This is a genomic window from Pseudarthrobacter enclensis, from assembly GCF_001457025.1.
GTDB classification, from domain to species: Bacteria; Actinomycetota; Actinomycetes; order Actinomycetales; family Micrococcaceae; genus Arthrobacter; species Arthrobacter enclensis.
Genome location: NZ_KQ758602.1, coordinates 102428 through 116531 on the forward strand (window position 1 = coordinate 102428; position 14104 = coordinate 116531).

Here is a 14104-nt window from a genome sequence, read left to right on the forward strand (position 1 = left end):
GCGGTTTTATTCCATCCTACGGGCGGAGGTCCTGCCGCCGCCCTGCGGACCGCAGTTCCCGGGCCAGGAACTCCAGCGCCGGTTTGCCTTCGGGAAGGCCGGCCGTGTGGTTGAGGTGGCCGTGGACGCCGCCCTCGGCCAGGTAGTAGGTCAGGGGAACGCCGGCCCGCTCCAGGCTGGAGGCGAACAGCTCGGCCGAGCCGCGGGCGTCGTCGTACTCGCAGGCCAGCAGGGCGGTGGGCGGAAGTCCGGCGGGGTCCGCGTAGCCCGGCATGGCGTAGGAGGGTGCCATGCTGACGGGGCCGCCCACGTAGTTCTCGGCGGTCCGGAGGCTGTCTTCGGGCGTGAAGCGCAGGTGCCGCGGGAGTCCCGCCATCACGTCTTCGTCCAGGCCCTGGGCGGGTGGCGGCAGTTCGGCATGCAGGAAGGGGTAGGCCAGCAGGAGTTTGGCGGGCAGGGGTTTCCCGGCGTCCATCAGGTAGAGGGCCGCACCCACCGCCAGGTTTCCGCCGGCCCCGGCCCCGCCCAGGCAGAGCAGGCCGGGGTCAATGCCCAATGATGACGCGTTCCCGCGGGCCCAGAACCAGCCGGCCAGGGCGTCCTCATGCGGGATGGGGTAGGAAACGCCGTCGCGTGCCAGCCGATAGTCCACGGACAGGACGGGCATCCCGCCGTCCGCCAGCACCCGCGCAAGGTAGTCCGATTCCGGAATGTCCACGCTGCCGCTGACGAACCCGCCGCCATGCAGCCACACGAGCGCCGGCATCCCAGCTTCCGCAGCTTCACCGTAGATCCTGATGCGCACCTGGCCGCTCCGGCCGTCTGCGGTCACCGTGCGGACGGGAACCTCCGGTCCGGGTGCGCGGACGGCGTCCGGGTTCAGGAACCGGGGGCCTTCGGGGCTGGCAAGGTACTCGGCAAAGCCCGCTGCCGGCACCTCCGCAGGCCCTGGCCGGGGATGGTCAGCGGCCTGCGCGGCGGTGCCGGGTTGCCGCGGGGTCATGGCGTGCCCAGCTTCCGGACGAAGTAGTCAACGGCGCCGGCCAGGATGGACTCCACCTGGTCCTCTGCCCCGAAGAAGCAATGGTCTCCGCCCTTGACCGTCACCACCTCGTGGTCCACGCCGGCCGCGGCGAGCGCCGCCGCCAGCAGGTCCGTCTGGGAGTGCGGGACCAGGCCGTCGCTGTCGCCGTGGACCAGGAGGAACGGGGCCGCGCCCGCACTGACATAGCTGACCGGGCTGGCCGCCGCCAGCAGCGCGGAATCGTCCGAGCCGCCCACCAGCATGTGTTCGGGCTGCAGTGTCATGCCCGGCGGGACCGCTGCCGTCAGCGCGGCCGGGAACAGCCCGTCAGGCCGCTGCATGGGAGGAATATCCGCAAGGGAAGAGACTCCGTAGAAGTCGACGACGGCGCTCACGCCGCTGGGGTGCCCCTGGGCACCGAGGCCGCCTTCCAGGCCAGGGTGCCCGCCGGTGAGGCCCAACAGGGCTACCAGATGGCCGCCCGCAGATTCGCCCCACGCACCGAACCGCTGCGGGTCCACGTTGAGCACTGCCGCGAATTCACGGAGGTACCGGACGGCGGCCTTGAGGTCGTGCAGCTGGGCGGGGAAAGGCGCCTCAAGGCAATGCCGGTAATCCGCGGTGGCGCAGGCGATGCCGGCCTCGTTCAGGAGCCTGAAGACTGAACCCGGGGCGAAGGTGGGCGGCAGTTCGCGCCGGTCCCCCAGCTGGAACGCGCCGCCGTGCACCCACAGCACCAGCGGGACGGGTCCGGAAGCCTTGCGGGGCAGCCAGATATCCAGCTTCAACGGCCGGAATCCGAGGGCACGGGCGTAGGTCACCTCCCGGTACACGGAGGAGGCATCAGAGACGTGGTCCGGAGTGCCGGGGGCGTCGTACACCGGGAAGGGCGGCACCTCGCGGCCTCCCGGGCGCGAGGCGCCGCGGGACGGATCGAGGACGTCGGTGGCATCGTTCCGGGTCATGGAATGCTCCTCATCAGCTCAGGGTAGGCGTTGTTCGTGCCGGTCGCGGCACGGAAGGTGTGGTGTCCGGGTCCGACGACGGCGGCCGGCGCGCCCGGCAGCAGCACCTCGGCGGTGGTGCCGGGCGGGATATCGGCAGTGAGCGTCAGCACGCCGTCGTCCGCTGGTTCCACCCCGGCGGGCTCTCCCGCAGCCGCGGCACCCAGGCTCCAGGCAACCGAGAGCAGGCCGCGCGGCCCCTGGTGCGAGGTGGAGGCGGACGTGATGCCGCCGCCGGGACGTGGTCCGATGATGACCCGCTCCCAGCCGGCGCTGCCGGGCGCCTGCCGCAACCCGGCGGTGTACCGGTGCAGGAAGGAGACCACAGCCCCCTTGCTGTAGTGGTTGAGCGACTGGTGCGCGGTGCCGGCGGCATCGATGCCGTTCCACAGCTCCCACACCGTGGTGGCACCGCGGTTCACCATGGCCAGCCATGACGGTTCGGTGTCCTGCGTGAGCAGCTCGTAGGCCAGGCCCTGTTCGCCGTTGCCGGCCAGGACGGGAAGCAGGTACGGCGTGGCCAGGAAGCCGGTGCCGAGGTGCGTCCCCGCGGCCCGCACCAGGTCCACCAGCTGCGTGGTCACGGCGGCGCGGTGTTCCGGGCTGACAAGGTCGAAGGCCAGTGCACGGACGCAGTTGGCCTGGCTGGCACGCGTGACCAGGCCTGCGTCATCGAGGTATTCGGTTTCCCAGGCGTCCCTGATGTTCGCAGAGAGCTCGGCCAGCTCCGCCGCCTCCGCCGCCAGGCCGAGCACGGCAGCGATGCGTCCCATCAGGTGCGTGGTGTGCCGGTAGAAGGCGGTGGCCACGATCCCGTGGTCGGCGCTGCGGGCGGCGAACAGGTCCGGCTCCGGGCCGCCCGGTTCCATCCATTCGCCAAAGTGGAAGCCGGTGTCCCAGAGGTACTGCTCGTGCGGCGCCGGAGGTTGTGAAGCGCGGGAGGGGTGCCGCTGCGTCTGTGCCGATGCCCGGACGAAACCCAGCCAACGGTTCATGGCGTCCCAGTTTTCCGCGAGTATCCCGGCATCCCCCGACGCGAGGTAGACCTCCCAGGGGACCATGACGATGGCGTCGCCCCATCCGGCAGAACCGTTGGTGAAGCCCATGAACTCGGCCGAAGTGACGGCGGGTCCTGGCGACGGCGAGATGTTGGCAATGACGCCGCTGTCCCACTGGTCCGCGCGGACGTCGCGGAGCCATTTACGGGAGAAGCCGGTGACGTCGTACAGGTACGCGGCGGTGGGGACGAACAGCTGCCAGTCCCCGGTCCAGCCGGCTTTTTCGCGTTGGGGGCAGTCGGTGGGGACCTCGCAGGAGTTGTCCAGGAAGCTCCATTCCACGATGTCGTGGAACTTGTTGAGCCGTTCATCGCTGCAGCGGAAGGTACCGATGCGCTCCAGGTCCGTCCGCACCAGGCAGCCGGTGATGTCCCCAGGCTGCAGGTCGGCTGCGAGGCCCTGCACGGACACGTACTGGAAACCGTGGGTGGTGTGGCGCGGCTCGAACACCTCGTTGGGGGAGCCGGAGGCGGTCACCGCGTCCACCTGCCCGGCATCCAGGAAGGCTCCGGGTGCGCGGAAGTCGTGCGGGCGCAGGTGGTCCCGGGTGACGTCACCGTCCTGCCCCAGCGCCTCGCCGTATTCAAGGGTGACTGTTTCACCGGGCAGCCCCGGTTTGGCCAGCCGGACCCAGCCGTGGATGTTCTGGCCAAAGTCCACCACTTGGTGGCCGCTGGGCAGCCTGGTGATGGACACGGGGGCCAGTTCCTTCGTCACCCTGGTCGGTGGCGCAAGGGGCCCGGTCAGTGCCGCAGCGTTGCCGGGGCGGACGACGGCGGGACGCACCGTGGGTGGGCTGCCCGCGGAAGGAGCCCTCCCGCCGTCGTGCTTCCTGAAGTCCACCTGTTGGCCGCCCATGAGGTCGGCGCTGACGATCTCCGTGGCGGACACCAGCCAGGAACTGTCGGTGCCGATGACCTGCCTGCCCGCCCCGGACTCCAGCTCCAGCTGCGCCAGGAAGGCGGTGTGGGTGCCGTACATGTCGGCGTCGCGCGTGTAGCCGAACGTGCCGCGGTACCAGCCGTCGGTGAGGACGGCCCGGACGGTGTTGCTGCCTTCGCGGAGCAGGCCGGTGATGTCGTAGGCCTGGACCTGGAGCGTGGTGTTGTAGCTGGTGGAGCCGGGGGTCAGCTGCTGGTCGCCCACGCGGTTCCCGTTGATGAAGAGCTCGTAGATCCCGCGGGCCGTGGCGTAGGCGCGCGCCCTTTCCGGAGCTGTGTGGAGCGAGAAGGTCTTGGTGAGGGCATAGCCGGGGCGCCGTCCGGGAGCCGGGACCTCCGGCTCGTCGGGGCCGATCCATCGCGCGGTCCAGTCCGTGGCGTGCAGGAGGCCCAGTTCCACGGGCATCGGTTCGGACCAGCCGCTGGCTGTGTCGCTGCCGTTTTCACCGATGTTCCAGGTGCGGACCCGCCACTCGAACCGGCTGCGGGAACCCAGCGTGGGGCCGTCGTAGGGGACGGCGCACACCGCTGATTCCTGCCTGCCGGTGTCCCAGCCGTTGCTGGCCGTGATGCGGTAAGCCGTTTGGCCCAGGGTTCCGGCGGGCGGTGTCCAGCTGAGCCGTGGCTCGCTGATGGCCAGGCCCATCGCCTCGGGCAGGTGCTCGGTGCGAAGCCGGGTGGGGGCGTTCATGGGGCAGGACTCCTGGAAGGCGCGGTAACTGGGAGTTCCAGCTTCGCGTTCCGTGGCTTTCCCTCCACAGGTGGCTTTCAATGGTTGGAATAGTATTGTGGTTCAGCTCACTGTGAGCCATTTGCTACCACCGGCGCTAGGAACCACTGCCATGACTGCCACTCCGGACACGGACGCTCCAACTGAAGCGCCCGCCCGCGGCAAACGCCCCAAGCAGGGCGAACCCGTCATTGACCGCGCCCTGAGCCTGCTCGCCGTCTTTTCCGACCGGCGCCGCGCGCTGACGTTGTCCGAACTGGCCCGCCACGCTGACATGCCCGCCCCCACGGCGCTGCGGCTGATCTCCCGGCTGGTGGCCTGGGGCGCGCTGGAAAGGCTCGACGACGGCCGGTACGTGGTGGGTGTCCGGCTCTGGGAGGTGGCATCCCTGTCGCCGCGCGGGCACGGGGTCCGGGAAATCGCGCTGCCGTACCTGGAGGACCTGTTCGAGGTCACCCGCCATCACGTCCTGCTGGCCGTGCGGGACAACGAAGAGGCTGTGCTGATTGAACGCCTGTCCTCCAAGGACGCCACCGAGGTGGCCTACCGGGTGGGCGGGCGCGCGCCGCTGCGTTCCACCGCCGTCGGCCTGGTGCTCCTGGCCGGCGCAGACCAGCACTTCCAGGAAGCCATCATGGCCAAGCCGGCGGAAAAGGAACCCGGCGTGGCCGAGATGCCCGAGGGCCAGTTGCGGCGGACACTGTCCGACGTCCGCCGGACCGGGATCGCCATGATCAGGCGCAGCCACCCCTCGATGACGGTCTCCGTGGCCTCCCCCATCTTCGACGCGCAGGGCTCGGTGGTGGCGGCCCTGTCCATCGTCGTCCCCGACGGTTCCACTCCGCCGAACGTGCTGGCCCCGGCGGTGCGCGCCACCGCACGGGCGGTGTCCAGGAACCTGGGGCACCAGGCCACGGTCAGCACCGAGGTGCGGACGCACTCCCGGGGGTAGCACAAGCCCTGTTGGAAAGGCCTGCCGCCGGGTACGTTTGCATCGGCGGCGCGGGACCTCCGCAGCAGGCCGGTTGGCAGGAACGAGCGGGCCTGACGGAAACCGCCGGGCGCGGAATCGAGGTATGGGCATGGCACAGTTCACGGACAAGGTGGCGCTGGTGACCGGAGGCGGCTCAGGCATTGGCGAGGCCACGGCAAAGGAGCTCGCGGCCAAGGGTGCCAAGGTGGTGGTGCTGGACCTTGACCTCGCAGCAGCCGAACGCGTGGCCGGGGAGATCGGCGGTTCAGGTGGGACTGCTGCGGCCTGCCAGGGCAACACGGCCGCCAAGGAGGACAATCAAAGGGCCGTCCAGTTCGCTGTGGACACCTACGGAAAGCTCAACTACGCCGTGAACAACGCCGGCATCGGCGGCAAGCCCGCCCCCGCCGGAGAGTTCGACCTGGATGAGTGGGACAAGGTCATCGGCATTAATCTCAACGGCGTGCTGTATGGCATGCGGTACCAGATTCCGGCCATGCTCGACGCCGGCGCCAAGGACAGTGCCATCGTCAACATGGCATCCATCCACGGCAGCGTGGCGGCTCCCATGAGCGGCGCCTACACGGCGGCGAAACACGGCGTGGTGGGCGTGACCAAGAACGCCGCCGCCGAGTACGGGGCGCAGGGGCTGCGGATCAATTCGGTGGGGCCGGGCTACATCGCCACGCCGCTGCTGGACAAGAACCTGAACGAGGAAGCCAAGCAGGGCCTCATGGCCAAGCATCCGCTGGGCCGGCTCGGCACCGCGGAGGAAGTGGCGCACCTGGTCTGCTTCCTGCTCTCGGATGAGGCATCGTTCTGCACCGGCGGCTACTACCTGGTGGACGGCGGCTACACCAGTCTCTGAGCGGAGGCGGCGGGTTTCATGACGCCGACCTGGTGTCGTAGGCCGCCGCTGATTCGCGCAGGAGCCGTGCGACGGTATCCACCGGCGTGCTGGTTGTCCGGCGGCCGACGAACCGCCTCAGCACGATGCGGCGCGTTCCCAGCCCGGGTACGTCCAGCACATCCACGCCGTCCTGGACCACGCCCGCCAGCGCCAGGGTGGGCAGCACCGCAACACCTTCCCCGGCAGCCACCAACGCCAGCGCGGTGAGGGTTTCCTGGTACTGGTGCACGGTTTCCATGTCCGCGCCCGTGGAGCGGCGGAGCCTGCCGAGCACTGCCGAATTCGCCGCGGAGGCGTCCACCCCCAGCCATGGCAGCGGCAGGCGTCCCAGGTCGATGTTCCCGGTGGTGAGCAGGGCCCCCGAGGGGACAGCCAACTTCCACGGCTCATCGAGCAGCGGCTCCTCGATCATGCCCGCGGCGAGGGACAGCTGTTCGGGGGTGGTGGAATCGTGCTCCACCACCACAGCGTCGAGCTGGCGCTGACGGAGCAGCCGCATCAGGGCAGGAAAGTCGTCCTCCACGATGCGCAGCTCAAGCTGAGGGTACTGGTTGCGCCACTCGGGCAGGCGCGGGATCACCACGGTCCTGATGAAGCTGGTGAACCCGCCCAGCCGCACAACGCCGGCGATATTGGCACCGTCGGCCATCCGCGCACGGGCAACACTGAGGGCCCGCTCAATCTCTTCGCCGGCCTCGGCGATGGCCAGGCCCGCGGGCGTCAGCACCGAGCCCTTCGGGGTACGGACCACCAGGGTGTGGCCGGTTTCGCGCTCCAGTTTGGCGATTTGCTGGGACACGGCGGAGGGCGTAATACGCAGTTCGTCGGCGGCCGCGAGGACTCCGCCGGTACGGGCGACGGCCAGCAGAACCAGCAGCCGGCGCGGGTCAAGATTCATATTAAGCAGTTCTAAACCACATCTTCAGAAGAATGCAATTGAACTGAAGAAATACGCAGCCCAATAATTGCAGCAGAACGAGCAAAGAAAGAGGGGGAAGGACATCATGGAACTGTTGTGGGAAATCGCCGGATGGGCAGGCGCGGTGGCTATTCTGGGTGCCTTCCTGGCCGTCTCGATGGGCTGGCTCAAGGCCGGCCGGGCCTTCCAGACCGCCAACCTCATCGGGGCCGCGGCGTTCATCGTCAACGGCGCATTCCACGGAGCCTGGCCATCGGTGGTCTCCAACGTGGCGTGGTGCCTCATCTCCGCCGTGGCACTGTTCCGGATGCGCGGAGCAAAGGCTGTTCCCGTGGACGAGGCACCGGCGGTGCATCTACCCGGCGTCCCGGACACCACCGGCCAGCTGGCTGTCGTGGAGCCCCGGACGGCCTGCGCCGCCTAAGCCGTCCGTTGCCGGGCGGCGGCCAGCCCCGGCCTGGCAGCCGCAAAGAGGAGAAGTTCCGAGGCTCCGTTGTCCGCCGTGACGCCGTGGATGGCGGCAAAGCGGCCTGCGGGACGGAATCCCAGCGCTTCGTGCATGGCAAGGGACGCCGCGTTGTGTTCGTTCGTGAAGTAGAAAACGCTGGGTGCGCGGCTCCACGCCCACTCCATCCTGGCGCGGGTCAGCGCGGAACCCAGGCTCCGCCGTCGGAAGTCCGGGACGACCAGCAGGCCTCCAAGGTAGTGGCCCGCGGGTGCCGCCCCGTCCGGAGTGGAATGGAAGTGCGTCTTCGCCGTTCCCACCACCTGTCCCGCCTCGACAGCCACCAGGACCAGCCGGTCGCTCCGGGGACTGACTGACGCCGCACTCCAGCGCTCCCGCCCGCAGGCGTCGCAGACGGCGTCCAGGGATGGCAGGTCAGCAGAGGCAAGCTCCCGGATCAGCATCGCCCGGACTTCACCTGCCCACCACCGCCGGCACCGCAAAAGTGCGGGCCGCGCGTGAACCGGCAATGGCAGCTGCGCCGATGGTGATGATGGCCCCGAGGATCAGCGCCGCGGCCTCACCGGGCTGCAGGAGGTTCCGCTGGGAACCGATGGCGGCCGCGGCAACGGGTATTCCCAACTGGGAAGCTGCCAGCACAGCCAGCGGCAGCGGCTGGCCAGCCAGGCGCAGGCTGCCATGGACCAGCAGGGTGCCCAGGCCCAGGCAGATCCCCAGCAACACCATGGAGGGGCTTCCCGCCAGGGCACCAAGGTCCAGGGACGCGCCCAGCCACACGAAGAACACCGGTCCCAGGAACCCGTCGCTGACGGCAAACAGCTGGTGGGCCAGCCGCCGTGGCTCACCCACGGCGGCCACCACCAGGCCAAAGGAGAAACCAGCGAGCATGACGGACACGTGGCCCGCGACGGCCAGGCCGGAGAGCGCGAAGAGCAGGGCAAGCTGGATGCGCAGTTCCAAGGCGAACTTCCGGTTCTCGGACAGGATGTGGACGCGCCTGCGCGCACCGCTGAGCTCCAGCCGTCGGAGCACGAAAAACAGCAGGAGCGCGCAGGCGCCGACGCCGGCGGCCCCGGCTGCTGCCCTAGCAGCGTTGGGCGGGTCGACGGCGAGCGGCAGCGCCACGATGCAGGCGATGTCTGCCACGGCCACCTGCGCCGTCGTGGTGAGGACTTTCGGTCCGCCAAGCTGCAGTGAGTCGACGATGGGCAGCACCAGGGCCGCGGACGAGGACGCGAGCAGGACGATGTAGAGAGGGGCATGTCCGGTGCCGAAGACGAACGCGATCAAAGTTCCGACGGCGGCTGCGGGCAGTGCGGCGATGGCGGCACGGATGGCGCCGCTGCCCAGGGCGGAACGGATGGCCCGGTCACGCACCGGGACGTGGGTTCCGGCCACGAACATGATGAGCGCGAAGCCGACGTCCGCGACGAACGTGAAGGTGGGATCAGCGGCGTCCACCAGGCCAAGCCCGGTGCGGCCGATGGCGATCCCCGCCAACAGCTGCCCCAGCACCATGGGCAGGTGCCATTTCCGCGGGAATGCCAGGAGCGGGCCAAGGAGCGCCACCGCCGCGATCAGCGACAGCTGGAAGAACGACACACGGCCCTCCTTCGCCGGGGCTGGACGGTGCGCCCACAGTATCAGGAGGCCCGGGAATCCAGGGGCTGCAGCGGCTCGTCCACACCGCTGTAGGACAGCCGCCGGACCAGCACCTCGCCGTGCACCGCAAAGACGCCTGCGGTGCGGCCGGTAAAGGCCTTGGCGGTTTCAAAGGCCCAGTGCCGGCCGTCCAGCTCGGCGAGGACCACACCGTCCGTGGTGCCGTCGGCGGGTTGGGCCCGGAGGCGGATCCGGTCACCGCCCACGGCCCCGGCGCTGAAGTCCGACGGCGGCGGGCTGGCAATGACAGCGAGTTCGACGTCGCCGCCGGGAACCGTTGCTTCCCACGTCCGGTCGAACCCGGCAACGACTGCGCGCGCCGTAACCCTGATGGATGCACCGTCGCCAGCGGCTTCGATTCCAAACCAGTTGTCCTCCGCGTTGCGGACCGCCACCCCGCCTGTGCCCCCGCTGACATCCAGCACGGCCCGGAACTCCATGCCAAGATGGCGCTGGCGCTGCGCCACGAAGCTGGGCCGGCGCGAGCTGAGGGTGTTCCCCTCTCCCCTGATCAGCAGGCCCTTCGAGGTGGGTGATGCAAACTCCCCCGGCACCCTTCGTACGCTGATCCACCGCGGGTCCGCCAGCCCTTCACCGTGGCTGAAGTCGTAGCCAAGCTCTTCCGGCGGCGTCCCGCCGGGCTGTGGCAGCCGCGCGTGCGGCCAGCCGTCAACCCACTCCACCTCGGTCAGGAATGTTTCCCGTCCCAGCGGTGAGAACGACCTTGCCAGCCCCACCGGGCGGACGCCCAGCAGGACCATGGCGGTTCCGCCGTCGGGCAGTTCAACGAGGTCTGCGTGCCCGGTGTTCTGGATGGGCGAACCGGTTCCGGCAGCGGTGAGGACTGGATTGTGCGGCGCGGATTCGAACGGTCCGTCCGGCCGGCGTGAGCGGGCCACCGTCACGGCGTGGCCCCGGTCCGTTCCGCCCTCCGCCGCCAGCAGGTACCACCAGCCGTCACGCCGGTAGAGGTGTGGCCCTTCCGGCGAATACAACCCGCTGCCGGGCCACAGTGCCCGCGGCTGTTCCAGGGCTTCCCCGGTCTCGAGGTCCACCCGCACCTGCTGGATCGCGTCTGGGTGGCGGGCAAACGTCACGTACGCTGTCCCCTCCTCGTCCCAGGCAAGGTCGGGGTCGATGCCGTCCACCGCGCCGATAACAGTGCCGTCACTCCATGGCCCGGAGGGGTCGGTGGCCGTGAACAGGACGCACCCCCTGCCCCCGAGGAACACCGAGACGATCAGGTAGAACACGCCGTCACGGTAGCGGAGGGTTGGAGCCCATACGCCTCCCGGTGTGGGGACGTTGGCAATCCCTGCCTGTTCCTCCCGCGTAGCCACGTGGCCCACCAACTCCCAGTGCTCCAGGTCCGGGCTGTGGTAGACCGGCAGGCCCGGCAGGTATTCGAAGGACGACGTGACCAGGTAGTAGCCGTCCGGGGTGCTGACGATGCTCGGGTCAGGGTTGAAGCCCGGAAGGATGGGGTTTGAGTTCATCCAGCCATCGTGCCGGGCAGCCGTGCCCTGGACGGCCCCCGGTTTCAATCGTTGGAAGGCGTTCTTCGGCGCTGGCGCCCTAGTACTGGCCCTTGATCACGAAGTAGGAGCCGCGGATGGTGCCGGCAAGCTTGGACTTTTGGCGCGCGAACTTGAAGCTGGACGCCAGTTCCTCCGGTACCTCCATGCCGTCGGACAGCTTGAACCCGACCGCGCGCTTCCCGCCCTCGTCGACGCCGTACATGACGTTGATGGACAGCCCTGACTCATAGAACACGTAGGCCATCCGCAGCCCGTCGACCTCGAAGGAGGACACCTCCAGCGGCTTGGACGCGATCACCAGGTTCCGCTCGGAGGACAGGATGTTGTTGATGTACTCCAGCGTCTGCGGGTCCTCCTCCGCCGGGGTGACCGTGAAGTCATGGCCGTACTTGTTCTTGTAGTAGCGCGCCTCGTTGGCCCGGAGCCCGGCCAGCGCGTCCGCCACCGGCGAAGATTCCAAGCCGGTGGTTGAGACGTCCTTGAAATCCACGGTGTACGGCATGGCTCCTCCTGAATTTTGGTCCTGTGGCACATCGTTGCAGATCAGGGCTCCGGCTGCACCATTTTCCGGGTTTCCGCGGGGCTAGCGCACCGCCAGGCCCAGCCCTGCCGCTTCAAAACGGTGCTCCCCGCCCTCAACCGTGTGCCGTGCACCGTCTGGGAGCACGACGTCGGCCGCCACCCCGTCAGGGACGGTCACCTCAAGCTGGAACTCCCCGCCGTCGTGCTTCCATTCCACGCGGACCTCACCATGCGGGGTCTTCAGGGATGTGCGGGCCCAGTCGATGCCGTCCCCCGGCTGCGGCTGGATCAGGACGCGGGCATAACCGGGTTCCAGCGGCCGGATGCCACCGATGGCCTTGTGCATCCAGTCCGCCACCGCGCCGAGGGCGTAGTGGTTGAAGCTGGTCATTTCGCCGGGGTTGATGGAGCCGTCCGGAAGCATGGAGTCCCAGCGCTCCCACACGGTGGTGGCACCCATGGTCACCGGGTAGAGCCAGGACGGGCAGCCCTCCTCCAGCAGGAGCCGGTACGCCTCGTCCACGTGGCCGGTGTCGGTGAGCGCATGGGTGATGAACGGCGTGCCGGCGAAGCCGGTGGACACCCGGTAGCCGTTGTTCCGGACCAGCTCCGCCAGGCGGTTGCCCGCGAACTCCCTCAGTTCCGGCGTCTGGAGCACGTCGAAGGCAATGGCCAGCGCGTAAACCGTGGTGCAGTCGCTGCGAATGGTGCCGCCGGCCCCAACGTAGTGCTCGGCGAAGGCGTTCCGCACCCGGACAGCGAGCGCGTTGAAGTGGGCTTCGTCGTCGTGCTTTCCCAGCAGCCCCGCGGCCTGCGCCGTGAGTCGCGCGGTGCGGTACATGCAGGCGGTGGCCACGACGGCGGTGTCCGCCTTGGCCGCCCACGGCTGGTCCGGCGCGGCGTCCGGGTCCAGCCAGTCGCCGAACTGGAACCCGGAGTCCCACAGCCCGGCAGGTGAGAGCAGGCCTTCCACGCGATGGGTATGCGACGCCATCGAGTCGTACTGCGTTTCCAGCACGCCGAGGTCCCCGTACGCTTCCCAGAGCGCCCACGGCACCCAGACGGACGCCTCGCTCCACAGTGCCGAGGACTCGGGCGACGGGAACTCCGGCGGCTGCGGGCAGTACTTCAGGACGTCCGGGACCACGATGGGCACCAGCCCGTCCTGCGCCTTCTGCTCCGCGGCGAGGTCCAGCAGCCAGTCCTGCAGGAAGCCCTTGACGTCGTACAGGTAAGCGGCGGTGGGCGCGAACACGGCAATGTCCCCGGTCCAGCCGAGCCGCTCGTCGCGCTGCGGGCAGTCCGTGGGCAGGTCCAGGAAGTTCCCGCGCAGGCCCCAGACGATGTTGCGGTGCAGCTGGTTGACGAGGTCGTTGGAGCATTGGAAGGTGCCAATGCGTTCCAGGTCGGAGTGAACCACCACGGCTTCGAGGTCATCCGCCGTCAGGGTTCCGGGCCAGCCGGTGACCTCGGCGTAGCGGAATCCGTGGAACGTCTTGGTGGGTTCGAAGGTGTCCCGGCCGCCGGAAAGGATGAAGGTGTCCGTGGCCTTCGCGGAGCGCAGCGGCCGGACGCCCAGCTCGCCGTCCTCCAGCACTTCGGCATGCCGGACGGTAATGGCCTGTCCGGCCTCCCCCTGCACACTGAACCGGAGCCAGCCCACCAGGTTCTGGCCGAAGTCCACCAGCGTCTTGCCGCTGGGTGAGGTGAAGATGTCCACGGGACGGACGACGCCGGCACGCACCACGGGCGGGCCCACCGGCTCGGCCAGCCGGACGCCGTCGAACGCCAGCCCGCGCACGCCGGTCCAGTCCGGACCGGGGGCGAAGCCGGGCTCCGCCCACCCTGCCTGGAGCCGGCGGGCGTCGATGGTTTGGCCGTCGTAGAGGTCATTGGCGGTGGTGGCGGACGGGCCGGCCTGCCAGGACGTGTCCGAGGCGACCGCCTGCACGTGGCCGTCCTCAAACTCGATGTCGAGTTGCCCGAAGAACCCCAGCTCGTCGCCGTACAGGTTGGACAGCCCGTGCCAGGCGAGGCGGCCGCGGTACCAGCCGTTGCCCAACTCAATACCGATCACCGTGGACGGGCCAACCAGCGCCGTGACGTCGTAGCTGCGGTAACGGAGGCGCCACTCGTAGGAGCTCCAGCCCGGGCTCAGGACGTCGTCGCCCACGGGGGTGCCGTTGATGAACGCCTCGAAGACGCCCAGGGCGGTGGCGCGCAGCACAGCTCTCACCACGGCGCCGTGGCCCTCCTCGAGCGTGAACTCCTTGCGGAGCAGCGGGGCGCCGTCGAAGTCGTTGTCCGGGGTGATCATGGCGGCGTGCCAGGGGGTGGATGTCATGCGGAGATGGTCC

General features: G+C 69.2%; 12 protein-coding genes. 3 read left to right on the forward strand and 9 right to left on the reverse strand.

The genetic code is table 11. The features are described from left to right. Positions 1 to 16: 16 nt before the first annotated feature. From AS031_RS10885 to AS031_RS10895, 3 genes are read right to left on the reverse strand one after another with little or no spacing between them, the layout of a single operon-like run. The gene (locus tag AS031_RS10885) at positions 17 to 1003 is read right to left on the reverse strand and encodes an alpha/beta hydrolase (RefSeq protein ID WP_058268179.1); all 987 of its coding nucleotides are present in this window, start codon (positions 1001 to 1003) and stop codon (positions 17 to 19) included. After that, a complete protein-coding gene (locus AS031_RS10890) occupies positions 1000 to 1989 on the reverse strand; it encodes an alpha/beta hydrolase (RefSeq protein ID WP_058268180.1) in 990 nt (329 codons plus the stop codon). The genes AS031_RS10885 and AS031_RS10890 overlap by 4 nt, the downstream gene beginning before the upstream one ends. Next, positions 1986 to 4718, reverse strand: a complete 2733-nt coding sequence (locus AS031_RS10895; protein ID WP_058268181.1) for an alpha-L-rhamnosidase — start codon at positions 4716 to 4718, stop codon at positions 1986 to 1988. The genes AS031_RS10890 and AS031_RS10895 overlap by 4 nt, the downstream gene beginning before the upstream one ends. A 151-nt stretch (positions 4719 to 4869) precedes the next feature. Between AS031_RS10895 and AS031_RS10900 the strand changes: the two genes are divergently transcribed. After that, positions 4870 to 5709 (forward strand): IclR family transcriptional regulator, encoded by an 840-nt coding sequence (locus AS031_RS10900; protein ID WP_058268182.1) that lies wholly within the window; start codon positions 4870 to 4872, stop codon positions 5707 to 5709. Between the two features lie 130 nt (positions 5710 to 5839). After that, positions 5840 to 6598: an SDR family NAD(P)-dependent oxidoreductase gene (locus AS031_RS10905; protein ID WP_058268470.1), complete on the forward strand. Its 759-nt coding sequence runs from the start codon at positions 5840 to 5842 to the stop codon at positions 6596 to 6598. Positions 6599 to 6614: 16 nt separating this feature from the next. Here the strand turns inward: AS031_RS10905 and AS031_RS10910 are convergent, their stop codons facing one another. Further along, positions 6615 to 7538, reverse strand: a complete 924-nt coding sequence (locus tag AS031_RS10910) for a LysR family transcriptional regulator (protein WP_058268183.1) — start codon at positions 7536 to 7538, stop codon at positions 6615 to 6617. 106 nt (positions 7539 to 7644) lie between these two features. Here AS031_RS10910 and AS031_RS10915 point away from each other — a divergent pair, with 106 nt between their 5' ends. Continuing rightward, positions 7645 to 7983, forward strand: coding sequence for a CBU_0592 family membrane protein (locus tag AS031_RS10915; protein ID WP_058268184.1), 339 nt, complete (start codon positions 7645 to 7647; stop codon positions 7981 to 7983). Here the strand turns inward: AS031_RS10915 and AS031_RS10920 are convergent. The 5 genes from AS031_RS10920 to AS031_RS10940 all read right to left on the reverse strand — a co-directional run bounded on the left by AS031_RS10920 (position 7980) and on the right by AS031_RS10940 (position 14091). After that, positions 7980 to 8468 (reverse strand): GNAT family N-acetyltransferase, encoded by a 489-nt coding sequence (locus AS031_RS10920; protein ID WP_058268185.1) that lies wholly within the window; start codon positions 8466 to 8468, stop codon positions 7980 to 7982. The two genes, AS031_RS10915 and AS031_RS10920, sit on opposite strands and share 4 nt — an antisense overlap. Before the next feature lie 10 nt (positions 8469 to 8478). Continuing rightward, positions 8479 to 9627: a cation:proton antiporter gene (locus AS031_RS10925; RefSeq protein WP_058268186.1), complete on the reverse strand. Its 1149-nt coding sequence runs from the start codon at positions 9625 to 9627 to the stop codon at positions 8479 to 8481. A gap of 41 nt (positions 9628 to 9668) precedes the next feature. Further along, complete coding sequence (locus AS031_RS10930) at positions 9669 to 11183, reverse strand: glycoside hydrolase family 43 protein (RefSeq protein WP_058268471.1); 1515 nt, start codon at positions 11181 to 11183, stop codon at positions 9669 to 9671. Between the two features lie 79 nt (positions 11184 to 11262). Continuing rightward, positions 11263 to 11727, reverse strand: a complete 465-nt coding sequence (locus AS031_RS10935; RefSeq protein WP_058268187.1) for a hypothetical protein — start codon at positions 11725 to 11727, stop codon at positions 11263 to 11265. An 81-nt stretch (positions 11728 to 11808) separates the two neighbouring features. Beyond that, positions 11809 to 14091: a family 78 glycoside hydrolase catalytic domain gene (locus tag AS031_RS10940; protein ID WP_058268188.1), complete on the reverse strand. Its 2283-nt coding sequence runs from the start codon at positions 14089 to 14091 to the stop codon at positions 11809 to 11811. Positions 14092 to 14104 lie beyond the last annotated feature (13 nt).

Bases quoted from the DNA above. Each gene is read 5' to 3' on its own strand.
- AS031_RS10910 (WP_058268183.1), bottom strand. From the start codon at position 7,538: ATGAATCTTGACCCGCGCCGGCTGCTGGTTCTGCTGGCCGTCGCCCGT.
- AS031_RS10905 (WP_058268470.1), top strand. From the start codon at position 5,840: ATGGCACAGTTCACGGACAAGGTGGCGCTGGTGACCGGAGGCGGCTCA.
- AS031_RS10940 (WP_058268188.1), bottom strand. From the start codon at position 14,091: ATGACATCCACCCCCTGGCACGCCGCCATGATCACCCCGGACAACGAC.
- AS031_RS10885 (WP_058268179.1), bottom strand. From the start codon at position 1,003: ATGACCCCGCGGCAACCCGGCACCGCCGCGCAGGCCGCTGACCATCCC.
- AS031_RS10890 (WP_058268180.1), bottom strand. From the start codon at position 1,989: ATGACCCGGAACGATGCCACCGACGTCCTCGATCCGTCCCGCGGCGCC.
- AS031_RS10935 (WP_058268187.1), bottom strand. From the start codon at position 11,727: ATGCCGTACACCGTGGATTTCAAGGACGTCTCAACCACCGGCTTGGAA.
- AS031_RS10895 (WP_058268181.1), bottom strand. From the start codon at position 4,718: ATGAACGCCCCCACCCGGCTTCGCACCGAGCACCTGCCCGAGGCGATG.
- AS031_RS10920 (WP_058268185.1), bottom strand. From the start codon at position 8,468: ATGCTGATCCGGGAGCTTGCCTCTGCTGACCTGCCATCCCTGGACGCC.
- AS031_RS10900 (WP_058268182.1), top strand. From the start codon at position 4,870: ATGACTGCCACTCCGGACACGGACGCTCCAACTGAAGCGCCCGCCCGC.
- AS031_RS10915 (WP_058268184.1), top strand. From the start codon at position 7,645: ATGGAACTGTTGTGGGAAATCGCCGGATGGGCAGGCGCGGTGGCTATT.
- AS031_RS10930 (WP_058268471.1), bottom strand. From the start codon at position 11,183: ATGAACTCAAACCCCATCCTTCCGGGCTTCAACCCTGACCCGAGCATC.